A 22,331-nucleotide genomic window follows, 5' to 3' on the forward strand; every position below is an offset into this window, starting at 1 on the left:
GCTAGAAGAGAGTCTCACCGCGTGACAGATTTGCAAGAGAACCAGGCAGCGGCCGAGGTCCCTACGGACCCGGCCGCTCATGCCGTCCAGATGGTCGGTCACCACTATCGTGTCGAAGACTTCTACGAGGTCGGACGCGAGAAGGTACGCGAGTTCGCTCGCGCCGTCCAGGACGCCCATCCCGCGCACTACGACGAGACGGCAGCCAAGGGCCTCGGATATGACGGCCTGATCGCTCCCATCACGTTCGTCGCCATCGTGGGTGCCATTGCTCAGCGACGTCTGTTCGAAGAGATCGTCACAGGCTACGACCTGAGTCAGATTCTTCAGACCGATCAGCGCTTGGTGCTGCACAAGCCCATGCAGGTCGGTGACCGACTCTTCTGCGACGTCTTCCTGGATTCGTTCAGGCAGGCCGCAGGTAGCGACATCATCGTGACCAAGAACATCATCACCGATCAGAACGACGAAGCCGTCGTCACCACGTGGACGACGCTTGTTGCTCGAACGGGTGGGGAAGTGGACGAGAACATCGCCCACGCAGTCAAGGACGTGATGATGCATGTCGCTTCGTAAATTTTCCGACGTGAGTGTCGGCGAACTTCTCCCCGAGAAGTCCGTCACCCTGACGCGTGGAAACCTCGCCAACTACGCGGGTGTTTCGGGAGATCCCAATCCGATTCACTTCAGTGACGAGGTCGCACGACTTGCCGGCTTGCCGGACGTCGTCGCGCACGGCATGCTCTCCATGGGCATCGGTGCCGGCTACGTCACCGAATGGCTGGGAGATCCGGGCGCAGTGACCGAGTACAACGTACGGTTCACGAGCCCGGTGATCGTGGCAGCCGACAAGGCTGCCGAGATCGAGTTCACCGCCAAGGTGAAGTCGATCGACGAAGAAAGCAAGACCGCAGTACTGGCAATTGTGGCCAAGTCCGAAGGTAAGAAGATCTTCGGTCGTGCCACTGCCACGGTCCGTCTAGCCTGATCGCAGGGCGGATTGTGTTTGTTCCGGGGCTTTGAAGTACACTGAGATTTCTGGGATTCCTCAGCGCTGCGCGCTGCCCTGAATGTTGCAAGACATTCACCTCGGGTAGCGCGTATGTTGTGTGATCGCAGAACGGTTGATTCAGGCAGGGTCTACCTGTCGAGGTCAACCAAAGGGGCGTAGCTCAACTGGCAGAGCAGCGGTCTCCAAAACCGCAGGTTGCAGGTTCAAGTCCTGTCGCCCCTGCCCCCGGATGCCAGCGACTGAGAGGAACGACGTGAGCGAGGAGCGCGCCAAGCGCGACGCCGACACTTCGGATGCGGAGACTTCACTGTCTGCCGATTCGACCGGTGTCGACGACACTGCAGCTGACGCGACTACGCGTTCCGATCTTTCGTTGGACAAGGACGGTGCCGAAAAGGCTCCCTCCGCATCCAGTGGGGTTTCCAACAAGCCGACCGGCAAGCGCGCTGCACGCGGCGCCTCGGTCAGCGCGTCCACCGTGAAGACTCCGGCCCGGACGGCATCCCGGACATCTTCGGCCAAGCCGACTGCAACGAACCCCGGCAAGAAGCCCAAGGTGAAGAAGGACAACATCTTCAAGCGCCTGCGCAAATTCTTCCGCGAGGTCATCGCAGAACTCCGTAAGGTCATCTGGCCGAACCGCAAGCAGATGATCACCTACACCAGCGTCGTGCTGACGTTCGTGGTCTTCATGGTCGCTTTCATCAGCGGCGTCGATATCGCTGTGATCAAGGGTGTCACCTGGCTGTTCGGCTGATCGCCGTAGCAGTCGGGCGTCTTTGCCTGCGAGCGCGACAAGACCCGACCCGGGTCCGAGTAACGAGAGGAAGCGAGTGCCCCAGTGAGCACCCCCGAGAACGACACGAATGAGGCTTTGGCCGAAGAGCGTGTTTCTGCCGAGGCGGCAGCCGAAGTAGACGTCGTGGTTGCCGAAGGCACCGATGCAGACGTTGCCGAAGGCACTGATGCAGACGCTGCAGCGACCGAGGACGTCATCTCCGACGATGCCGAGAACTCCGACGAGGCCGCTCCCGCCGCCGAGCTCGAGGTCGAGGATCCCGTTGCCGAACTCAAGGCTGCGCTGCGCCGCGCCCCGGGTGACTGGTACGTCATCCACTCGTACGCCGGTTACGAGAACAAGGTCAAGACCAACCTCGAGACTCGCGTTCAGAACCTCGATGTCGGCGACTACATCTTCCAGGTGGAAGTTCCCACCGAAGAGGTCACCGAGATCAAGAACGGCCAGCGCAAGCAGGTCAACCGCAAGGTTCTGCCCGGATACATCCTCGTTCGCATGGAGCTCAACGACGAGTCGTGGGGCGCCGTGCGCAACACGCCTGGTGTCACCGGTTTTGTCGGTGCCACGTCGCGTCCCTCGCCGCTGACCCTCAACGAGGTCGTCAAGTTCCTGCTCCCGCAGCAGGAGCAGAAGAAGCAGCAGGCTGCAGCGGCCGCCGTCGCAGCAGGCGAGGCACCGTCCGAGTCCTTCGGCAAGCCCCTCATCGAGGTCGACTTCGAGGTCGGCGAGTCGGTCACCGTCATGGACGGCCCGTTCGCAACCCTTCCGGCCAGCATCAGCGAGGTCAACGGCGAGCAGCAGAAGCTCAAGGTTCTCGTGTCGATCTTCGGTCGTGAAACCCCGGTTGAGCTCAACTTCAACCAGGTCGCGAAGATCTGACCACCCCAAAACTTGCAATTTGTTCGACGCAAGACACACACCCAAGCTAGAAACTAGGAACTAGAGATGCCCCCAAAGAAGAAGAAGCTCGCCGGGCTCATCAAGCTGCAGATCCAGGCAGGTCAGGCTAACCCTGCACCTCCCGTGGGTCCCGCGCTCGGTCAGCACGGCGTGAACATCATGGAGTTCTGCAAGGCCTACAACGCGGCGACTGAGTCCCAGCGCGGCAACGTTGTGCCGGTCGAGATCTCGGTCTACGAAGACCGGACCTTCGATTTCAAGCTGAAGACCCCTCCCGCCGCCAAGCTGCTCCTCAAGGCAGCCGGCGTCGCCAAGGGCTCCGGCGAACCGCACAAGACCAAGGTTGCCTCGGTGACCATGGATCAGGTGCGCGAAATCGCGAAGACCAAGGCTGAAGACCTCAATGCCAATGACATCGAGCAGGCCGCGAAGATCATCGCCGGCACCGCTCGTTCCATGGGCATCACGGTCCAGGGCTGATAGTCGCTCCACAGCATTACGTGGGAGGGCCGGCCAGGCCCCGACCACAACTGAACCATTCACCACTGCACAGGTAATTCGCTGCAGTGACAAGTAAGGACAGAACAAATGGCAAAGCGCAGCAAGGCGTACCTCGCCGCCGCTGAGAAGATCGACGCAGACAAGCTCTACAGCCCGCTTCAGGCTGCAAAGCTCGCCAAGGAGACGTCGTCCACCAAGATGGATGCAACCGTTGAGGTTGCAGTTCGTCTGGGCGTCGACCCCCGTAAGGCTGACCAGATGGTCCGCGGAACGGTCAACCTGCCCCACGGCACCGGTAAGACCGCTCGCGTCATCGTGTTCGCTGTTGGCGAGAAGGCAGCAGAAGCCGAGGCTGCAGGCGCTGACGTAGTCGGTGCAGAAGACCTGATCGAGCGCATCCAGGGTGGATGGGTCGATTTCGACGCCGCAATCGCGACTCCTGATCAGATGGCCAAGGTCGGCCGCATCGCCCGTGTCCTCGGACCCCGTGGCCTGATGCCGAACCCGAAGACGGGCACCGTCACGGCGGATGTCACCAAGGCTGTCAACGACATCAAGGGCGGAAAGATCAACTTCCGCGTCGACAAGCAGGCCAACCTGCACTTCGTCATCGGCAAGGCATCGTTCGACGATGAGAAGCTGGTGGAGAACTACGGCGCAGCCCTGGACGAGATCCTGCGTGCGAAGCCCTCGTCGGCCAAGGGTCGCTACGTGAAGAAGATCACGGTCTCGACCACCACCGGTCCGGGCATCCCGGTGGATCCGAACCGTACTCGCAACCTCCTCGAGGATGCTGCAGACGCGTAAGCAGTCCGCATACGAACAAGAAGGCCGGCAGGGATCACTCCCTGCCGGCCTTCTTGTCGTTTCGGGAGAGGGTGATCCCTGCCGGTGGTATCGGTCCATCGGTGGTATCGATCTAACGGTGGCATCATCGGGGTATGCACGAAGCGTTCCAGTTCCTCGGAAACTTTTGGTGGCTGATCTTCGTTTTCGGCGGCACCATCGGTGGGGCGCTGAAGGGTGTCGCGGTTGCCAACGAAAGGCGGATCGAGCGCCGGCAAGAGCGCTTCCGGCTCAAGCAGCAGACCAAGGTCGCCATCGCGCAAGCCAACGCACAACATCACGCCGACGAAGAAACACAGCGCCGAGAGCTGGCCAAGGCAATCGAGCAGCACGATGCGGTCGACGCCCGATGGTTCTCGTACGAGCTCGATCCGGTCACACTGCTCGACACCCCGATGATGACGGACATGCGCGAGCCTTTGACCGCCGATTTTCATCGAGCCAAATATCGTGCCGATCTGCTTCGCCCAGGCAATCCGGAGACGATGATCGGCAACCAGCAGGCACAAACCGAGTACCGCGAGGCGGTGCACGCTTACTCGATCGCCTTCGAAATCGCGGAAGCTGAGGCGAAGCGCCGCCGACGGAGCGGATTCACCCTCGACGAACAAGAACGCCTGGTAAGGGCGCAACGTCTGCTGCGACTGGCCATGGACGAGGGCGCGACGCCACAGGAACGTCAGAGTGCGTACCGGAAGGCCCACAAGGAACTCGATGGATTGCTGGTGTTGCCGGACCGAGCTCGGGCAGCAATCGAACACAAGATCGCCAGGGCTATCGGTGCTTGAAGGAATCGGGTGCATGACGAACCCGATTTGGTTGTGCAGCGAGCAGTCAGGTAGTCTTCGAGGCGGAGTTCAGTGCTGGATATGAACTTCACCCCAAAATCATGTTCTACCCAAGACCGTTGGTGATTGCACTCAGTGATGGGTGTGGTTGAAAGTCCGGGAGTGCCCGGCGGCCCACGTAGGTGAACGAGGTAGGGGGATAGCTTGATGTAGTGGTTCTACAGTTTGCCTGGTTATGCACTGCCTCGCTTTGCATCGTTACGCTGATTCGTAAGCCTCTTCTTCATGTTTCCTCTGTACGCCCCGTGCGCTTGCGCCGGGGCGTTTTGCATGTCGCGGACTGTGTCTTCTCGGGTTCACCCCGATGAGGTGCAGCGGTTCCTGAGTGGGACAACGACTGTCACGAGAGGAGGCGAAGTATGGCAAAGCCTGAGAAGGTTTCCGCAGTTGCGGAAATCACCGAGCAGTTCAAGGGTTCGACCGCCGCTGTGGTCACGGAATACCGTGGCCTTTCGGTTGGCAACATCACGACACTGCGACGCGCTCTCGGAGAAGGTGCCACCTACTCCGTCGCCAAGAACACCCTGGTCAAGCGTGCCGCCGCAGAGGCTGGCATCGAGGGCCTTGATGACCTGTTCGTTGGTCCGACCGCCATTGCATTCATCAAGGGCGAACCGGTCGACGCTGCGAAGGCTCTGAAGAACTTCGCTAAGGACAACAAGGCGCTCATCATCAAGGGCGGCTACATGGACGGCGCTGCGCTGTCCGTGGAAGAGGTCAACAAGATCGCGGATCTCGAATCCCGCGAAATCCTGTTGGCAAAGCTTGCCGGCGCGATGAAGGGCAACTTGGCAAAGGCCGCAGGCCTGTTCAATGCTCCCGCTTCGCAGATGGCCCGTCTGGCCGCTGCCCTGCAGGAGAAGAAGGCTGCAGAAGGCGGAGCCGCAGAGGCCCCCGCAGAGGCTGCCACCGAGGCTCCGGCCGAGGCCGAAGCCGAAAGCTGATCCGCACCCGCGCATCACTGCTATAACCCCGCCCGGTCGCGGATCAGCGACATGGGACTTACAGGAAGGACCGCCACAATGGCGAAGCTCAGCACCGAAGAGTTGTTGGACCAGTTCAAGGAGCTCACCCTCCTCGAGCTCTCGGAGTTCGTTAAGGCATTCGAGGAGACCTTCGAGGTCACCGCTGCTGCTCCCGTCGCCGTCGCCGCTGCAGGCGCACCGGCCGCCGGCGCAGAAGCGGCTGAAGAGCAGGACGAGTTCGACGTCGTCCTCGAGTCGGCTGGCGACAAGAAGATCCAGGTCATCAAGGTCGTCCGTGAGGTCGTTTCCGGCCTCGGCCTGAAGGAAGCCAAGGACCTCGTCGAGAGCGCTCCGAAGGCCATCCTCGAGAAGGTTGCCAAGGACGCCGCAGAGGCTGCCAAGGAAAAGCTCGAAGCTGCCGGCGCAAAGATCGTCATCAAGTAAGACGGTTTTCCCGCTGCTCTTCGCGAGTAGTAACGAAGAGGGCCACTCCCCACGGGGAGTGGCCCTCTTTTTTTGAACTTTTTTCGCGGGTGATATGCCGGAATTCATGCAGGTGGGAGGGGTGTCCGAACTAGGCTGTGATCTGAATTATGCTTCTTCCCTACTCGTTAGTAGTATTCGCAGTCACGGGTACCACTCCCATGCGATAGAGTGACCCAACCCACACGGGTGCATGCATGCAACGGACGTCGCGGAGGTAATGGTGGGAGTCGAGGTAGCGGTACAAGGACTGACAAAGTCTTTCGGGTCGCAGAGGATTTGGCAGGACGTGTCGTTGACACTTCCCGCGGGTGAGGTCAGCGCACTGCTCGGGCCTTCGGGTACCGGTAAGTCGGTGTTCCTGAAGTCCCTGATCGGACTGCTCCGCCCTGAACAAGGCTCCATCGTCATCGACGGCACGGACATCCTGCAGTGCTCCTCCAAGGAGCTCTACGAGATCCGCAAACTGTTCGGCGTTCTCTTCCAGGACGGCGCACTGTTCGGCTCGATGAACTTGTACGACAACATCGCCTTCCCGCTTCGTGAGCACACCAAGAAGTCGGAATCCGATATCCGCAAGATCGTGATGGAGAAGTTGGACCTCACGGGTCTGGTCGGCGCCGAGGACAAGCTTCCCGGTGAGATCTCCGGCGGTATGCGCAAGCGTGCCGGTCTGGCGCGTGCACTCGTTCTCGATCCCGAGATCATCCTCGTCGACGAGCCCGACTCCGGTCTGGATCCGGTGCGTACGACGTACATCAGCCAAACGCTGATCGACATCAACGCCCAGTCGGACGCGACGATTCTGATCGTCTCGCACAACATCAACCTCGCACGCACGGTGCCGGACAACATCGGCATGCTCTTCCGTCGTCAGTTGGTGATGTTCGGTCCTCGCGAGGTGCTGCTCACCTCGGACGAGCCCGTCGTCAAGCAGTTCCTCAACGGAACGATGATCGGTCCGATCGGTATGTCGGAGGAGAAGGACGAGGCTCAGATGGCGCACGAGCAGGCGCTCGTCGACGCCGGTCACCACGCCGGTGGTGTCGACGACGTCGAGGGCATCGTGCCGCAGATGAAGGCCACCCCCGGAAACCCGGAGCGTCAGGCTGTTCGTCGTCGCCAGGAGCGCGTCCGTCAGATCATGCACACCCTCCCAGCTAACGCACAGGCGGCGATTCAGGACAGCCTCGACGAGGTTGACGGAACTGGGCAGTACGATCCCCAGTACGCCGAAGCGAGCGGCTATCAGGGGGAGTGGAACGACAACTCGCAAGACACGCAGGTCATTCCTGCATACGAGGGCGATCCCTACGGAAACACGACACACGGGCAAGGGTAGGCATATCGGATGGGGGTTACCCGCAACTCGGTTCTGAGTCCGGTCAACGGAGCATTAACTCAGGCCGGAAACATCGTCGAACTGTTTGTCGACGTCGTCAGGAATACGTTCCGGCGTCCATTTCAGTTCCGTGAGTTCATCGAGCAGGCCTGGTTCATCGCCAGCGTGACAATATTGCCGACGGCATTGGTAGCCATCCCTTTCGGCGCCGTCGTCTCACTGCAGACCGGTTCGCTGATCAAGCAGTTGGGTGCAGAATCGTTCACCGGCGCTGCCAGCGTCCTGGCGGTGATCCAGCAGGGTAGCCCCCTGGTGACAGCGTTGCTGGTCGCCGGTGCGGCCGGATCGGCCGTGACGGCCGATCTCGGTTCTCGAACCATCCGTGAAGAGATCGACGCGATGGAAGTCCTCGGAATCAATCCGATTCAGCGCCTGGTGGTTCCGCGTGTACTCGCGATGGTGCTGATCGCTGTTCTGCTCAACGGACTGGTGTCCGTCGTCGGTATCGCGGGTGGTTACTTCTTCAACGTGATCCTGCAGGGCGGTAACCCCGGTGCCTACATCTCGTCGTTCTCAGCTTTTGCGCAGCTACCGGACATTTGGAGCGGTGAGATCAAAGCCGCGGTGTTCGGTGTCATCGCTGGTGTGATCTCCGCGTACAAGGGACTCCACCCGTCCGGTGGCCCGAAGGGCGTCGGTGAGGCGGTGAACCAGGCCGTCGTCATCACGTTCCTGCTGTTGTTCTTCGCCAATCTGATTCTGACGATGGTGTACCTCCAGATCGTGCCGGCGAAGGGATCTTGACCTAAATGACCATCGCACGAGGCCGCGGCGATCAGTTCCTGCTGAAGAGTCGCAAAGTAGCCAGAATTCCAGTGAACGCGTTGGACCGCGCGGGCGAGCAGATGTCGTTCTACGCGCGCGCCATCGCGTGGACCCCGCGCACCCTGCATCGGTACCGGAAGGAGACGCTTCGACTACTCGCCGAAGTGACCTTCGGTAGCGGTGCGCTCGCAGTGATCGGCGGAACCATCGGCGTCATCGCGATGATGTCCGGATTCACCGGTGTCGTCGTCGGCCTCCAGGGCTTCGCCGCTCTGGAGCAGTTGGGTAGCTCGGTCCTGACCGGCTTCCTCTCCGCATACGTCAACACCCGTGAGATCGCTCCGATCGTTGCGGCTCTTGCGCTCTCGGCCACGGTGGGTTGTGGTTTCACCGCTCAACTCGGTGCCATGCGTATCTCCGAAGAGATCGACGCGCTCGAGGTCATGGCAGTTCCGTCGGTGCCGTTCCTGGTCACGACGCGCATGATCGCCGGCTTCGTCGCCGTCATTCCGCTGTACATCGTGGGTCTACTCGCGGCGTACCTCGCCTCGAGAGTGATCAGCACGGTCTTCAACGGGCAGTCGACGGGTTCCTACGACCACTACTTCAACCTGTTCCTGCCACCGCAGGACGTGCTGTATTCGTTTGCGAAAGTCCTGGTATTCGCCTTCGTGCTGATCCTGATCCACTGCTACTACGGGTTCCATGCCTCAGGTGGTCCCGCAGGTGTCGGTGTGGCCGTCGGCCGCGCTGTTCGCGCCGCAATCGTTACGATCGCCGTTCTCGACTTCTTCCTCAGCCTCGCAATCTGGGGCACCACGACGACAGTGAGGGTGGCCGGATGATCGAGGCTCCGTCAGTCCTGCGCCGCCGTGTGCTCGGACTCGTGTTCTTCGTGGTGTTGGCATTGTTCCTGGCCTTCACCATCGGAACCTTCAACAAGACGTTCAAGGACGTCGTGAAGATCGACCTCGTGACCGACACAGTCGGAAATGCGTTGCCACCCAACGCAGACGTCAAGGTCCGTGGGCTGCTGGTCGGCGAGGTGCGATCCGCGTCGACGAAAGACGGCCAGGTCACCTCGGTCCTCGCGATCGAGCCGGACAAGGCTGATCTGATTCCGTCCAACGTCACGGCGCGTCTGCTCCCGAAGACGCTTTTCGGTGAGCGCTACGTCTCCCTGATCATTCCGGAGGGAACCACCGCGACCCCGATTTCCGCGGGAACGGTGATCCACCAGGACAAGAGCGGCAATGCTGTCGAGGTCGGCGACGTTCTGGACGGACTGCTCCCACTTCTGCAGGCGATTCCGCCGCAGGATCTGGCGAACACTCTCGGTTCTCTCGCGCAGGGTCTGACGGGACGCGGCGCCGAGCTCGGTCTGACGGTCGATCGTCTCGAGGAGATCTTCCGCGGCGTCAATACCGAACTGCCCGCGGTGCAAGAGGATCTGCGCAAGTTCGCGGACTTCTCCCAGACGTACTCGGACGCTGCGCCCGATCTGATCAACGCTCTCGACAATCTGCGGACCACGGGTAACACGGTGGTGCAGAAGCAGGACCAGTTGCGGACACTGCTGGCGTCGCTCACCGTGACATCGTCGGACACCGCAGCCTTCCTCGAAGCGAACTCGTCCTCGATCATCACGCTCGCTGCGGATTCGAAGGAAGCTCTCCAGCTTCTGGCCCAGTACTCTCCGACCTTCGGGTGCACGTTCAAGGGCTTCTCGGACACCGCTCCGGAAGCTGCCAAGATCCTGTCCACCGACGCGCCCAATCCTGGTGTGCGTGCGAGTATTCAGATCGTGAACCCCAAGGGTCGCTACCTGCCCAACCAGGACGAGCCACGGCTCGTCGACAACCGCGGCCCGGTTTGCTACGACAACGTCACCGAGCCCGGTCGTCCGTTCCCGCAGTACCCCGGCGGTTCGTACGGTGACGGTTCCTACCAGGTTCCTTCCCGCAATCCAGGTCCCGCCACCATGGAATTCCTGCCTGCACCCGAGGGCTCCGGACCTCAGTTGTTCTCGACCAACAACAGCGGTCCGGCTCAGCAGGCCGGCTACGCGGGCTCGAAACTCGAAGAGGATACGTTGAAGGTGATCTACGGACAGGCCAACGGTGTTGCGCCGGACGATGTTCCGGCGTGGACCACGATGGTCAGCGCTCCGGCATTCGCAGGTGCGGAGGTGAGCGTCCAATGAGAGGACTCGCAGCTCCGCTGACAAAGCTCATCATCTTCGTCGTGGTGACGGTCCTGGCGACAGGACTGCTGGCAGCCAGTATCGCCAACCTCGGCGGCGGTGGCGGCACCAAGTTCAACGCCGTCTTCTCCGACGTCACTTCGTTGAACGAGGGCGACGAGGTTCGCATTGCCGGTGTTCGTGTCGGCCAGGTCGAGAAGATTGCCATCGTCAACGACAACCAGGCCGAGGTCCAGTTCTCGGTATCCGACCGTGATTGGTTGCCGGCCAGTTCCATCGCCACCATACGGTTCCGCAACCTGGTGGGGCAGCGCTACATCTCGCTCTCGCAAGGTGAAGGCAGCCAAGGCAAGAAGATCACCGGCGGCGATACCCTGCCGCTGTCTCAGACGCGCCCGGCAGTCAACCTCACGACACTCTTCAACGGCTTCAAGCCGCTGTTCACCACCCTGAGCGCGGACGACGTCAACAAGCTGTCGTACCAGATCATCCAGGTCTTCCAAGGCGAATCGGGCACCATCAGTGAGCTCGTGCGCAACACCGCGAGCCTGACCAACACCGTCGCGGACAAGGACGCGGTCATCGGCGCGGTGATCAAGAACCTCAACGACGTTCTCGACACCGTCAACGCGAACGACAAGAACCTCGATTCACTGATCGTCAACACCCAGCAACTCGTCACCGGGTTGGCCAACGAGCGTGGGGTGGTCGGTTCGGCCGTCACCTCACTCGCCGGCCTGACCGACGCGACGGCAGACCTGCTCGAGCCGACGCGGCCGTCGATTCAGGGCTCGATCACGGCGCTCAACACACTGGCGACCACACTCAATCGTCGGAGTGACGACGTCAACGCGGTGCTCGAGACCTTGCCGGTCAAGCTCGAGAAGCTCGCACGCGTAGCGAGCTACGGTTCCTGGTTCCAGTTCTATCTGTGCGGAATCGACATCGTTGCCGGTCCAGGACAGTCTGCGTCGCTGAATCTGCCCACCGGCCTGCCGACGGTCAATCAGCCGATTTACACCAACGCGGCCACGCGATGCACTCAAGACGGTATGAGGGAGTTGCAAGGTCGATGAGTAAACGTCGCAGTCCGGCAATGGCCGGAGCCATCGGTATCTTCGTGGTGCTGCTGGCCACTTTGTCCGCGTTCTTCCTCGATTCGCTTCCGTTCGTGGGAGCAGGCTCGTCCTACTCCGCCGAGTTCTCCGAAGCCGCGGGTCTCAAGCCTGGTAACGAGGTTCGTATCGCCGGCGTGAAGGTCGGCAAGGTCACTTCCGTCGATCTCGACGGTGACCGTGTTCTCGTCGACTTCAAGGTCAGTGACGCGTGGGTGGGAGATCAAACCTCTGCGTCCATTCAGATCAAGACCATTCTGGGACAGAAGTACCTCGCACTAGATCCGCGCGGAACCGACAACCTCGATCCCAAGGATCGGATTCCGCTCGAGCGCACCACCTCTCCGTACGACGTCGTTCAGGCCTTCTCGGCAGCGGCGGACACCGTCGGCGACATCGACACCGACCAGTTGGCGAAGAGCATGGAGACGTTGTCCCAGGCATTCTCCGAGACACCTGGCGACGTCCGCGCTTCGCTCGACGGTGTCAGCCGGCTGTCGCAGACGATCGCGAGCCGCGATCAGGACCTGCAGAAGCTCTTCGCCGCCACCGGGAAGACGTCGCAGATTCTTGCGGATCGCAACAAGGAATTCACCCAGCTGATCCGTGACGGCGGACTTTTGGTGCAGGAACTCAACAATCGCCAGCAAGCGATTTCGCAGCTGCTCACCGGAACTCAGCGCGTCTCTCAGCAGCTCACCGGTCTCGTTCGTGACAACGAGGCGGCAATCGGGCCGGCGCTGACGCAGCTCAACGGCGTCATCGACATCTTGAAGGCCAACAACGAGAACTTGGACAAGGCACTGAAGCTCTACGAACCCTTCATTCGCTTGTACGCCAACGTGGTCGGCAACGGCCGTTGGTTCGACCAGGTCGTCGTGAACCTCCTTCCGCCGGGTCTGCCGGACATTCCGGGCTACCGTGACCCCGTTCGTACGTTGGGAGGCAACTGATGGCTGATACTGCCGAAGCCGGAAGCGGCTCCAAGAAGCGCTCGGTCGCGATCATCGCCGCTGTTCTGATCGGGTTACTCGTAATCGGTGGCGCGCTGTGGTGGGTGTTCACTCGCGCCGGAACCACCAAGATCACCGCCTACTTCGACAAGTCGGTGGGTATCTACGACGGCTCCGACGTTCGTGTTCTCGGTGTCAAGGTCGGCACCGTCGAATCCGTCGAACCCCAGGGAGATCAGGTCAAGGTCGAGCTGCGTGTCGATCGTGGGATCGACATTCCCGCGGGTGCCAGTGCCGCTCAGATCACGCCGTCGGTGGTTGCCGACCGCTACATCCAGCTGACACCGGTCTTCACCGGCGGCGACAAGATGGCCAGCGGTGCAGTAATTCCGATCGAGAAGACGGCGACGCCTGTCGAGGTCGACCAGTTGTACTCCAGCATCGACGAACTCGCGTCGGCTCTCGGTCCTGAAGGTGCCAACAAGAACGGAGCACTGTCCGATTTCGTCGAGACAGGTGCGGCCAACCTCGAGGGCAACGGTGAAGCGTTGGGAGACAGCATCACCAACCTCTCGGATGCCGCACGGACGCTCAACGATTCGCGTGACAACATCTCGCTCACCATCAAGAACCTGGATACTTTTGTGGGCGCTCTCGCGGCCAACGATCAGCAGGTGCGCCAGTTCAACACGCAGTTGTCGGACCTGACCGGATTCCTGGCAGGTGAGCGCGACGATCTCGGTGCCGCTCTGAACCAGCTCTCGATTGCGCTCGGCGACGTCGCGAAGTTCGTGGCCGACAACCGCGATCAACTGGTCCAGACAACCGAAGGTCTCGTCGAACCGACACAGACATTGGCGAACAACAAGGAAGCACTGGCCAACACGCTCACCATGCTTCCGCTGGCGATCTCCAACTTGGTCAACTCGTACGACGCCGAATCAGGTGTGCTGGCTTCACGTCTGGCGTTCCCTGATCTTCAGAACCCGGCCGGCGTGCTCTGCAAGTTGATGGACCTCGGCAAGCTGTTGCCCGGTGATCCGCGGTTCGAGGCATTGGGAAGGCAGATGCAACCGGCTATCGACCAGTGCGCAAACGTCGCAGCGATGACCGACGCAGCCAATCAGGCTGCAGGCCTGAACCTTCCCTTCGGCATCCTTGCCGGTTCCGAACGACAGATGCAGGTAGTTCCGGGCACTGTGCCCGGCGTCGTGTCACCGCGACTGACCAGTGGAAACGGGGAGGGCGAGTGAAGCGTTCATTGATAGTCGGCGCCGGATTGTGCGCCGTCCTGATCTCGGCAACCGCCTGCTCGTCCGAGGGGATCTACGCTGTCCCGCTTCCCGGCGGTCCTGATGTGGGTTCCGATCCGATGCACTTGACCATTCAGTTCGACGACGTGCTCGACTTGGTTCCGCAGTCCGCTGTGAAGGTCGACGGCGTTCCCGTCGGTCGCGTCGACGACGTGTCGGTCGGACCGGACGGATGGACCGCGGATGTCGGCATTATCCTCGACTCGTCGGTTGATCTGCCCGCCAACGCAATTGCCGCGGTCGAGCAGACCAACCTGCTCGGCGAGAAGTTCATCCAGCTGTCGGCCCCGCCGTCCGGACCGGACTCTACGAAGCTGGCCGACGGTGATCTCATTCCGCTGGATCGCACTCGCCACGCCACGGAGATCGAGCAGGTTCTCGGCGCATTGTCGCTGCTGCTCAATGGCGGCGGTGTGGGCCAGTTGCAGCCCATCGTCGAAGAACTCGGTGCCGCGTTCGACGGTCGCGAAGGCAAGACGAGAAGTCTTCTGGAGCAGGCGAACACACTCATCGGTGGACTCAACGAGCAGCGTGACGACATCACACGCGCGCTCGACGGCCTGGATGTGCTCTCGACTCGCGTCAACGATCAGAACGAGAAGATCGGGAAGATTCTCGAGGAACTCCCCGTTGCGACACAGGTTCTCAACGAGCAGCGTCCGCAGCTGACGCAGATGCTCGCTCAGGTGGATCGACTCGGAACAGTGGGAACCGACGTCCTCACACAGTCCAAGGACGATCTGATCGCTGATCTTCAGGCTCTGCGTCCGACGCTGCAGGCGCTCGCAGACTCCGGTGACGACTTCGTGGGGGCACTTCCGTTCCTTCCGACGTTCCCGTTCCCGGACGGTGTCGAGAAGATTGCACAGGGTGGTTCCGTCAACCTCTTCCTGAGTGTCGACCTGCAGATCGGCAATACACTCTCGGGTCTCGGTGTCGGGCAGGGAGAACCGGAATACCGCCAGCCCAAGTTCGGCAATCCCAAGCCGGTGGTCGACCCCTCCAACCCGTACTACAACGGCAACGGACCGCGACCGGGCTGGCCGACAGTGTCACTGCTGCCGATCGCTCCGATCCTGCCGCAGGTTCCCGTTGTCGCCGGCCTTCCCGCCACAACAGCGGGTGACCCGGCAACGCCGGCGCCCGCGGCGAACCCACTCAACCCCATCCAGGGAATGCTGGAACAGTTCGGAATCGGCGGTGATGGACAGTGAGATCAGCTCTGGTCAGATGGCAGCTCGTCGGCTTTGTCGTGGTTGCGCTCCTGGGTCTCATCTACGTCGGCGCCAAGTACGTGCGCCTGGACAACCTCATGGGGTTCGGTCAGTACACGGTCAAGACCGAATTGGCCACGTCCGGTGGGATTTTCACCAACGCCGAGGTGACGTATCGCGGCGTGCCGGTCGGGCGAGTGGGCGACATGTCGTTGACCGAGGACGGAATTCAGGTCGACCTGAAGATCGACAACAGTGCTCCGGAGATTCCCGCGTCGGCCCGTGCCGTCGTGGCCAACCGCTCCGCCATCGGTGAGCAGTACGTCGACCTTCAGCCCGATACCGATCAGGGACCGTTCCTCGAGGACGGCTCGGTGATCGCGGTGGGGGACACCACAACTCCGATCCCGATCGAGGATGTGCTGACCAGTGCCAACGGCTTGGTCAAGTCCGTGCCCGTCGACGCGCTCCACACCGTCGCCGTCGAACTCGGTGCAGCGTTCAACGGCAAGGGCGAGGACATTCAGGTCCTGGCCGATTCGCTGTCCGGTCTCTCGCAGTCCGGGCTCGACACTCTGCCTCAGACGCTCGCGCTGATTCGGAACAGTGAGACGGTACTGACGACGCAGTCGGATCAGTCCTCCGCGATCAAGCAGTTCAGTACCGATCTCGATGCTGTCACGGCGCAGTTGAGGACCAGCGATCCGGACATCCGTCGCTTGATCGACAACGGCATCCCGGCCAGCGATCAGATCGGTGCCCTCATCAACGAGGCGGGCCCGAGCCTGACGACTGACCTGACCAATCTTGCCGCGACCACCAAGACGCTTGCACCCCGAACGATCGCGCTGCAGCCGTTCCTGATCTTCCTTCCCGGCCTGGCCGCTGCCGCACCGACGGTTGCTCCCGGCGACGGAACGGTCCATCAGGGCTTGGTGCTCGAGACCAACAATCCGCTCTCGTGCACGGTGGGTTACGAAGGCACCATGGCGATCCTGGACGAGATGAAGCGTCAGAATCCCAACTTCGACGACACCCAGCAGGATTTCCCGCTCAACACCGCGGCCTCGTGTGAGACGCCGCTGGGCAGCGAGACGGGCGTCCGCAGTGCCAACCGCGTGGTGTACGCCGATCCCGACACGATCCAGCCTTGGGACTTCAAGCCGAAGGTCGATCCGGACAAGTTGAACCTCAACCCGATCGCGACGCAGTTGGCGCCGTTGCTCGGAGTGACACCGAAGTAGACCGATCCGAATGTGGTCGAGTTTGTGCAGTTCAGGCTACTGAGTTGTGGCAGTTGACGATTCGCGGCCAGAGGCTGGGCAAAACAGGTAAGTAGGGTAGTGAGTGTGATTCAGAGAAACAGTTCCCCGCAGTCCGGCGGGCCCGAGCAAGTCGAATCGGGAGCGCCGACAACCGGTAGACCGAAGGGGCTGACAGCGTCTCTGATTGCGGTCGGTGTCTTGCTTCTGGCGGCAGTGGTTGCGCTCGGTGTGTTCGGCGTCCCGTACGTTCGGGCGCTCACCACCGACCGCACCACCGCCGAGATGCGTGACGACGCGTTGATCGGTGCGCAGCAAGTCGCGATCAACCTCAACAACGCGGATTCGGCCAATCTCGACCAGTCGATCGAGAACATGCGTTCTTCGGTGACCGGTGACGAGATGACGACGTATCTGCAGACCGTTCAGGATTCCATCACAGACGAGTTGCGTAACTCGGGCTCGAAGGCTGACACCGAAGTCGTTCAGTCCGCGCTGACCGAGCTCAATACCGATGACCGGACCGCCACGGCACTGGTCGTCGTTCGAGTCACCACGACCCAGGGCAACCAGTTCGTCAAGAATCAGCTCGGCATGCGGCTGGGCATGGTCGAGGTCGACGGGGTCTGGAAGGCTCAGTCGGCTGATCCGATCGGCTCTCGGCTCGATCTCGGCTCCGGCACCCTGCCGGCCACCGACGGCTCCACGCCTGCTCCTGACGCAACGCCCGCACCCGGTTCGGGGACCGAGGCACCTGCCTCCGGTGCTCCCGCACCGACAACCGAGGGCGGTGATTCCGGTGGCCAGTAGTTCGTCGAACCTGCACACCGACATCCCTCGAAGGAGAAGCGCGTAATGCCACCCAAACGTCGTACCGGCGGACCGTCCTCCCCGCAGAACCGTCGGCCGAAGATCGCGGGAAGCGCTCGCTCGCTCAACGTCCCCGCGGGGACGTCCGATTCGGATCCGGTCGAGCCCACGATCGAACAGCCGGAAGAAGAAACACAGGAGGCTGTGAAGCCGGAGGTTGCGAAGCCGGAGGTTGCGAAGCCGACGCTCACGAAGGCCGAGTCCGGAGAAATCGAGCCGCCGAAGACGGAAACCGACGCTCCGGAATCCACACCGGGCCCCGATCTGACCAAACCGGCGAAAACCGTCGCAGACGAGCCCAAGGCCCCTGCTACCCCGGAGACGGGCGCGGGGGAGTCGGCGACAACACCTACACAATCCAAGGCCGGTTGGCGCCTGGTCGCGATCCTGGGGGCCGCAGCGGTCATCGTCGCGATCCTCGCCGGCATCGCCTTCTTCAAAGTCGGCGCGAAGACGGACGACATCGCCTGGGTGGACGAAGGCGCCACGGCTGAAGTTCTTCGTGTGACGCCGTCGGCGTTGGCTGCAGTCTTCACGTTTTCTCCCGACACCTTCGACGCCGATTTCGACAAGGGTGTCCAGGGCCTGAACCAGTCGATGCGCGATCAGCTGACGCAGTACAAGGACACGCAGAAGGCCGGCGTCGAACAAACCCAGACGGCAACGACCGCTGATGTCCCGCTGATCGGGATCACACGGCTAGAGAAGGACCGGGCGCAGTTGCTCGCCCAACTGAACGTCAGCTCGACGCAGAACGGCGTGGCGGCAGACTCTCGCTCCGGAATGGTCATCGTGAGTCTGGAGAAGCAGGACGGAAACTGGCTGATCTCGGAGATTCGCGACCAGTAGCTCGGAGATTCGCGACCAGTAGCACCTGCGCACCAGCGCGAAGATCTGGATCGACGCACGATGTCGGTCCAGATTTTTCGTATGTGACGCCGTTGCTGGCTACACTCCCGGTGGCAGTGTTCGAATGCGCGTCACGAATGTTCGAATGCTGCGACACGCGCTCTCGCCCTTGACGGAGCGGTCCGCAAGGTCCACTCTGATCGGTGAACATGCACGGACGAGTGATCGGCAGTCTCACGTCAGTATCTGAATTCGACCCTCAGTTACACCCGACTCGACATTTCCAGAGTAAGGGTGTACTTTTGGACGTTGCGCTGGCTGCCTCCTGTCCACCCCTCGTCTCAACCGCTGCGAAGTCAAGTACTTCTTGCTTTCTGCGACGGGTTTCGTTCGGGTTGTAACCAGCGAAATTCGAAGCAGATACAGCGGCGGTCGCAACAGCACGGAGCGGCCCGCGTGAGGTGCTGGAAGGACGCATCTTGGCAGTCTCTAGCCAGACCAAGGCAGTTTCCGGAATCCCCGGAGCCCCGAAGAGGGTTTCGTTCGCGAAAGTTCGCGAACCCCTCGAAGTTCCCGGGCTTCTTGACGTACAGACAGATTCGTTCGAGTGGCTGATCGGCGCGCAGAGTTGGCGTGAACGAGCAGCGGCACTCGGCGACAATGCAGTGTCCGGTGGTCTCGAGGACATCCTCGCGGAGCTTTCTCCGATCGAGGATTTCAACGGCACTATGTCGCTGTCCTTCTCCGACCCTCGATTCGACGAGGTCAAGGCCTCGACGGACGAGTGCAAAGACAAGGACATGACCTACGCGGCGCCGTTGTTCGTCACCGCGGAGTTCATCAACAACAACACTGGTGAGATCAAGAGCCAGACGGTCTTCATGGGAGATTTCCCGATGATGACCGACAAGGGCACCTTCATCATCAACGGCACCGAGCGTGTGGTCGTCTCGCAGCTCGTGCGTTCCCCCGGTGTGTACTTCGACATGAGCGTCGACAAGAGCACCGAGAAGGATCTGCACAGCGTCAAGGTGATCCCGGGTCGCGGCGCATGGCTCGAGTTCGACGTCGACAAGCGCGACACCGTTGGTGTCCGTATCGACCGCAAGCGTCGTCAGCCTGTCACCGTCCTGCTCAAGGCACTCGGCTGGACCACCGAGCAGATCACGGAGCGCTTCGGCTTCTCCGAGATCCTCATGGCCACGCTGGAGAAGGACAACACCGCCGGCACCGATGAGGCGTTGCTCGACATCTACCGCAAGCTGCGTCCGGGCGAGCCCCCCACCAAGGAGAGCGCGCAGACCCTGCTGGAGAACCTGTTCTTCAAGGACAAGCGCTACGACCTCGCTCGCGTGGGTCGTTACAAGATCAACAAGAAGCTCGGCCTGAACGCGGGTCAGCCGATCGTTGCATCCACGCTCACCGAAGAAGACATCGTCGCCACCGTCGAGTACCTCGTGCGTCTGCACGCAGGTGACACCTCGATGACGGCTCCGGGCGGCGTCGAGGTTCCCGTCGAGGTCGACGACATCGACCACTTCGGCAACCGTCGTCTGCGTACGGTCGGCGAGCTCATCCAGAACCAGATCCGCGTGGGCCTGTCCCGCATGGAGCGTGTGGTTCGTGAGCGCATGACCACGCAGGACGTCGAGGCAATCACGCCTCAGACGCTGATCAACATCCGTCCCGTCGTCGCTGCGATCAGGGAGTTCTTCGGAACCTCCCAGCTGTCGCAGTTCATGGACCAGAACAACCCGCTGTCGGGGCTGACGCACAAGCGTCGTCTGTCCGCCCTCGGCCCGGGTGGTCTGTCCCGTGAGCGCGCCGGCCTCGAGGTTCGCGACGTTCACCCGTCGCACTACGGCCGCATGTGCCCGATCGAGACCCCGGAAGGCCCGAACATCGGCCTGATCGGTTCGCTGTCGGTCTACGCCCGCGTCAACCCGTTCGGTTTCATCGAGACCCCGTACCGTCGCGTCGTCGACGGACAGGTGACCGACGAGGTCGACTACCTGACCGCTGACGAAGAAGACCGCCACGTAGTCGCGCAGGCCAACTCGGCCATCGACCGCGAGGGTCGCTTCACCGACTCGAAGATTCTCGTCCGCCGTAAGGGTGGCGAGGTCGAGTTCGTCGCGTCCTCCGACATCGACTACATGGACGTTTCGCCGCGTCAGATGGTGTCCGTCGCAACCGCGATGATTCCGTTCCTCGAGCACGACGATGCAAACCGTGCCCTGATGGGCGCGAACATGCAGCGTCAGGCTGTCCCGCTGGTTCGCAGCGAGGCACCTCTCGTCGGTACCGGCATGGAGCTGCGTGCAGCTGTGGATGCCGGCGACGTCATCATCACCGAGAAGACCGGTGTCGTGGAGGAGATCTCCGCGGACTACGTCACGGTGATGGCTGACGACGGAAGCCGCAAGACGTACCGGATGCGCAAGTTCGCGCGTTCCAACCAGGGCACGTGCGCCAACCAGCGTCCGATCGTGGACGAGGGACAGCGTGTCGAGGCCGGCCAGGTTCTGGCCGACGGCCCTTGCACCGAGAACGGTGAGATGGCGCTGGGCAAGAACTTGCTCGTCGCGATCATGCCGTGGGAAGGCCACAACTACGAGGACGCGATCATTCTGTCGCAGCGTCTCGTGGAAGAGGACGTCCTGACCTCGATTCACATCGAGGAGCACGAGATCGATGCCCGCGACACCAAGCTCGGTGCCGAGGAAATCACTCGCGACATCCCGAACGTCTCCGACGAGGTCCTCGCCGACCTCGACGAGCGCGGCATCATCCGTATCGGTGCCGAGGTTCGTGACGGCGACGTGCTGGTCGGAAAGGTCACGCCGAAGGGCGAGACCGAGCTGACCCCCGAAGAGCGCCTCCTTCGCGCCATCTTCGGTGAGAAGGCTCGCGAGGTTCGTGACACGTCCCTCAAGGTTCCTCACGGTGAGACCGGCAAGGTCATCGGAATCCGCGTGTTCTCACGTGACGAAGACGACGATCTGCCTCCCGGTGTCAACGAGTTGGTCCGCGTCTACGTGGCACAGAAGCGCAAGATCCAGGACGGCGACAAGCTCGCCGGCCGCCACGGTAACAAGGGCGTCATCGGCAAGATCCTGCCGCAGGAAGACATGCCGTTCCTCTCGGACGGCACGCCTGTCGACATCATCTTGAACACGCACGGCGTCCCGCGTCGTATGAACATCGGTCAGGTCTTGGAGACCCACCTCGGGTGGATCGGCAAGACCGGCTGGAACGTTCAGATCGCGTCCGACGGCTCTCGTCCCGACTGGGCTGCGACCCTGCCGGAAGAGATGCTGTCCGCTCCGGCCGACTCGAACATCGCCACCCCGGTGTTCGACGGTGCGAAGGAAGACGAGCTCACCGGTCTCCTCGGCGCGACGCTGCCGAACCGTGACGGCGAGCAGATGGTCGGACCCGACGGAAAGGCCACCTTGTTCGACGGCCGCTCCGGCGAGCCGTTCCCGTACCCGGTCTCGGTCGGTTACATGTACATCATCAAGCTGCACCACTTGGTCGACGACAAGATCCACGCTCGTTCGACCGGTCCGTACTCGATGATCACGCAGCAGCCTCTCGGTGGTAAGGCCCAGTTCGGTGGCCAGCGCTTCGGTGAGATGGAGTGCTGGGCGATGCAGGCCTACGGCGCGGCTTACACGCTGCAGGAACTGCTGACCATCAAGTCTGACGACGTGGTCGGTCGAGTCAAGGTGTACGAAGCCATCGTCAAGGGCGAGAACATCCCCGAACCCGGCATCCCCGAGTCGTTCAAGGTGCTCCTCAAGGAGCTCCAGTCGCTCTGCCTCAACGTGGAGGTGCTGTCCTCGGACGGCGCGGCCATCACGATGGCGGACGGCGACGACGAGGACTTGGAGCGGGCCGCAGCGAACCTGGGCATCAACCTGTCCAGGAACGAAGCTGCGACGGTCGACGACCTCGCGAACTAGGTTTCGGTCCCCGGGTTGCTCTTGAGAGAGCGGCCCGGGGGCGTAGTTCACATTTGAATTGGC

Annotated in this window: 21 protein-coding genes and 1 tRNA gene; all 22 read left to right on the plus strand. The window is 61.7% G+C overall.

What is annotated here, in order from left to right; translation table 11 throughout:
• Positions 1-21 precede the first annotated feature (21 nt).
• The 22 genes from hadA (at position 22) to rpoB (ending at position 22,268) form a co-directional block, all read left to right on the plus strand.
• A complete protein-coding gene (hadA, locus tag KTR60_RS08555; protein ID WP_007728457.1) occupies positions 22-576 on the plus strand; it encodes a (3R)-hydroxyacyl-ACP dehydratase subunit HadA in 555 nt (184 codons plus the stop codon).
• Positions 563-988 (plus strand): (3R)-hydroxyacyl-ACP dehydratase subunit HadB, encoded by a 426-nt coding sequence (gene hadB, locus KTR60_RS08560; protein WP_003941909.1) that lies wholly within the window; start codon positions 563-565, stop codon positions 986-988. Before hadA ends, hadB begins: the two co-directional genes overlap by 14 nt.
• A gap of 173 nt (positions 989-1,161) precedes the next feature.
• A tRNA-Trp gene (locus KTR60_RS08565) sits at positions 1,162-1,234 on the plus strand.
• A 31-nt stretch (positions 1,235-1,265) separates the two neighbouring features.
• Positions 1,266-1,769, plus strand: a complete 504-nt coding sequence (gene secE, locus KTR60_RS08570) for a preprotein translocase subunit SecE (RefSeq protein ID WP_228402027.1) — start codon at positions 1,266-1,268, stop codon at positions 1,767-1,769.
• An 84-nt stretch (positions 1,770-1,853) separates the two neighbouring features.
• Entirely contained in the window at positions 1,854-2,690 is an 837-nt protein-coding gene (gene nusG / locus KTR60_RS08575) for a transcription termination/antitermination protein NusG (RefSeq protein WP_003942049.1), read from the plus strand.
• 66 nt (positions 2,691-2,756) lie between these two features.
• Positions 2,757-3,191 carry a 50S ribosomal protein L11 gene (rplK, locus tag KTR60_RS08580; RefSeq protein WP_003941896.1) on the plus strand — a complete coding sequence of 145 codons (435 nt, stop codon included), beginning with the start codon at positions 2,757-2,759 and terminating at the stop codon, positions 3,189-3,191.
• A 108-nt stretch (positions 3,192-3,299) separates the two neighbouring features.
• Entirely contained in the window at positions 3,300-4,019 is a 720-nt protein-coding gene (gene rplA, locus KTR60_RS08585) for a 50S ribosomal protein L1 (RefSeq protein ID WP_003941982.1), read from the plus strand.
• 134 nt (positions 4,020-4,153) lie between these two features.
• Positions 4,154-4,846: a hypothetical protein gene (locus tag KTR60_RS08590; RefSeq protein WP_042453090.1), complete on the plus strand. Its 693-nt coding sequence runs from the start codon at positions 4,154-4,156 to the stop codon at positions 4,844-4,846.
• Positions 4,847-5,265: 419 nt separating this feature from the next.
• Positions 5,266-5,850 (plus strand): 50S ribosomal protein L10, encoded by a 585-nt coding sequence (gene rplJ / locus KTR60_RS08595; RefSeq protein WP_003942074.1) that lies wholly within the window; start codon positions 5,266-5,268, stop codon positions 5,848-5,850.
• 78 nt (positions 5,851-5,928) lie between these two features.
• On the plus strand, positions 5,929-6,315 hold the full coding sequence (gene rplL / locus KTR60_RS08600; protein WP_003941857.1) for a 50S ribosomal protein L7/L12: 387 nt from the start codon (positions 5,929-5,931) through the stop codon (positions 6,313-6,315).
• Between the two features lie 259 nt (positions 6,316-6,574).
• Positions 6,575-7,696 (plus strand): ABC transporter ATP-binding protein, encoded by a 1,122-nt coding sequence (locus KTR60_RS08605; RefSeq protein ID WP_007728450.1) that lies wholly within the window; start codon positions 6,575-6,577, stop codon positions 7,694-7,696.
• Between the two features lie 9 nt (positions 7,697-7,705).
• Positions 7,706-8,500, plus strand: a complete 795-nt coding sequence (locus KTR60_RS08610; protein ID WP_003942038.1) for an MlaE family ABC transporter permease — start codon at positions 7,706-7,708, stop codon at positions 8,498-8,500.
• 5 nt (positions 8,501-8,505) lie between these two features.
• The gene (locus tag KTR60_RS08615; protein ID WP_003941894.1) at positions 8,506-9,366 is read left to right on the plus strand and encodes an MlaE family ABC transporter permease; all 861 of its coding nucleotides are present in this window, start codon (positions 8,506-8,508) and stop codon (positions 9,364-9,366) included.
• The gene (locus tag KTR60_RS08620) at positions 9,363-10,724 is read left to right on the plus strand and encodes an MCE family protein (protein WP_003942007.1); all 1,362 of its coding nucleotides are present in this window, start codon (positions 9,363-9,365) and stop codon (positions 10,722-10,724) included. The genes KTR60_RS08615 and KTR60_RS08620 overlap by 4 nt, the downstream gene beginning before the upstream one ends.
• Positions 10,721-11,800, plus strand: a complete 1,080-nt coding sequence (locus tag KTR60_RS08625; RefSeq protein WP_003941932.1) for an MCE family protein — start codon at positions 10,721-10,723, stop codon at positions 11,798-11,800. The genes KTR60_RS08620 and KTR60_RS08625 overlap by 4 nt, the downstream gene beginning before the upstream one ends.
• Entirely contained in the window at positions 11,797-12,792 is a 996-nt protein-coding gene (locus KTR60_RS08630) for an MCE family protein (RefSeq protein WP_003942053.1), read from the plus strand. The genes KTR60_RS08625 and KTR60_RS08630 overlap by 4 nt, the downstream gene beginning before the upstream one ends.
• Positions 12,792-14,045, plus strand: coding sequence for an MCE family protein (locus tag KTR60_RS08635; protein WP_003941941.1), 1,254 nt, complete (start codon positions 12,792-12,794; stop codon positions 14,043-14,045). The genes KTR60_RS08630 and KTR60_RS08635 overlap by 1 nt, the downstream gene beginning before the upstream one ends.
• Positions 14,042-15,319, plus strand: a complete 1,278-nt coding sequence (locus KTR60_RS08640) for an MCE family protein (RefSeq protein WP_042453094.1) — start codon at positions 14,042-14,044, stop codon at positions 15,317-15,319. Before KTR60_RS08635 ends, KTR60_RS08640 begins: the two co-directional genes overlap by 4 nt.
• A complete protein-coding gene (locus KTR60_RS08645) occupies positions 15,316-16,563 on the plus strand; it encodes an MCE family protein (protein WP_003942085.1) in 1,248 nt (415 codons plus the stop codon). The genes KTR60_RS08640 and KTR60_RS08645 overlap by 4 nt, the downstream gene beginning before the upstream one ends.
• Before the next feature lie 99 nt (positions 16,564-16,662).
• Positions 16,663-17,391, plus strand: coding sequence for a hypothetical protein (locus tag KTR60_RS08650; protein WP_007728440.1), 729 nt, complete (start codon positions 16,663-16,665; stop codon positions 17,389-17,391).
• A gap of 45 nt (positions 17,392-17,436) precedes the next feature.
• Positions 17,437-18,300: a hypothetical protein gene (locus KTR60_RS08655; protein WP_065352141.1), complete on the plus strand. Its 864-nt coding sequence runs from the start codon at positions 17,437-17,439 to the stop codon at positions 18,298-18,300.
• A gap of 461 nt (positions 18,301-18,761) precedes the next feature.
• Complete coding sequence (gene rpoB / locus KTR60_RS08660) at positions 18,762-22,268, plus strand: DNA-directed RNA polymerase subunit beta (RefSeq protein ID WP_003942068.1); 3,507 nt, start codon at positions 18,762-18,764, stop codon at positions 22,266-22,268.
• The last annotated feature ends 63 nt before the right edge of the window (positions 22,269-22,331 follow it).

This window comes from Rhodococcus sp. C1, assembly GCF_020809065.1.
Classification (GTDB): domain Bacteria; phylum Actinomycetota; class Actinomycetes; order Mycobacteriales; family Mycobacteriaceae; genus Rhodococcus_F; species Rhodococcus_F qingshengii.

What these genes read in the sequence shown, in the direction of transcription:
- hadB (WP_003941909.1), top strand. Translation starts at nt 563, where the DNA reads ATGTCGCTTCGTAAATTTTCCGACGTGAGTGTCGGCGAACTTCTCCCC.
- rplK (WP_003941896.1), top strand. Translation starts at nt 2,757, where the DNA reads ATGCCCCCAAAGAAGAAGAAGCTCGCCGGGCTCATCAAGCTGCAGATC.
- rplA (WP_003941982.1), top strand. Translation starts at nt 3,300, where the DNA reads ATGGCAAAGCGCAGCAAGGCGTACCTCGCCGCCGCTGAGAAGATCGAC.
- KTR60_RS08590 (WP_042453090.1), top strand. Translation starts at nt 4,154, where the DNA reads ATGCACGAAGCGTTCCAGTTCCTCGGAAACTTTTGGTGGCTGATCTTC.
- rplJ (WP_003942074.1), top strand. Translation starts at nt 5,266, where the DNA reads ATGGCAAAGCCTGAGAAGGTTTCCGCAGTTGCGGAAATCACCGAGCAG.
- rplL (WP_003941857.1), top strand. Translation starts at nt 5,929, where the DNA reads ATGGCGAAGCTCAGCACCGAAGAGTTGTTGGACCAGTTCAAGGAGCTC.
- KTR60_RS08605 (WP_007728450.1), top strand. Translation starts at nt 6,575, where the DNA reads ATGGTGGGAGTCGAGGTAGCGGTACAAGGACTGACAAAGTCTTTCGGG.
- KTR60_RS08610 (WP_003942038.1), top strand. Translation starts at nt 7,706, where the DNA reads ATGGGGGTTACCCGCAACTCGGTTCTGAGTCCGGTCAACGGAGCATTA.
- KTR60_RS08615 (WP_003941894.1), top strand. Translation starts at nt 8,506, where the DNA reads ATGACCATCGCACGAGGCCGCGGCGATCAGTTCCTGCTGAAGAGTCGC.
- KTR60_RS08620 (WP_003942007.1), top strand. Translation starts at nt 9,363, where the DNA reads ATGATCGAGGCTCCGTCAGTCCTGCGCCGCCGTGTGCTCGGACTCGTG.
- KTR60_RS08625 (WP_003941932.1), top strand. Translation starts at nt 10,721, where the DNA reads ATGAGAGGACTCGCAGCTCCGCTGACAAAGCTCATCATCTTCGTCGTG.
- KTR60_RS08630 (WP_003942053.1), top strand. Translation starts at nt 11,797, where the DNA reads ATGAGTAAACGTCGCAGTCCGGCAATGGCCGGAGCCATCGGTATCTTC.
- KTR60_RS08635 (WP_003941941.1), top strand. Translation starts at nt 12,792, where the DNA reads ATGGCTGATACTGCCGAAGCCGGAAGCGGCTCCAAGAAGCGCTCGGTC.
- KTR60_RS08655 (WP_065352141.1), top strand. Translation starts at nt 17,437, where the DNA reads ATGCCACCCAAACGTCGTACCGGCGGACCGTCCTCCCCGCAGAACCGT.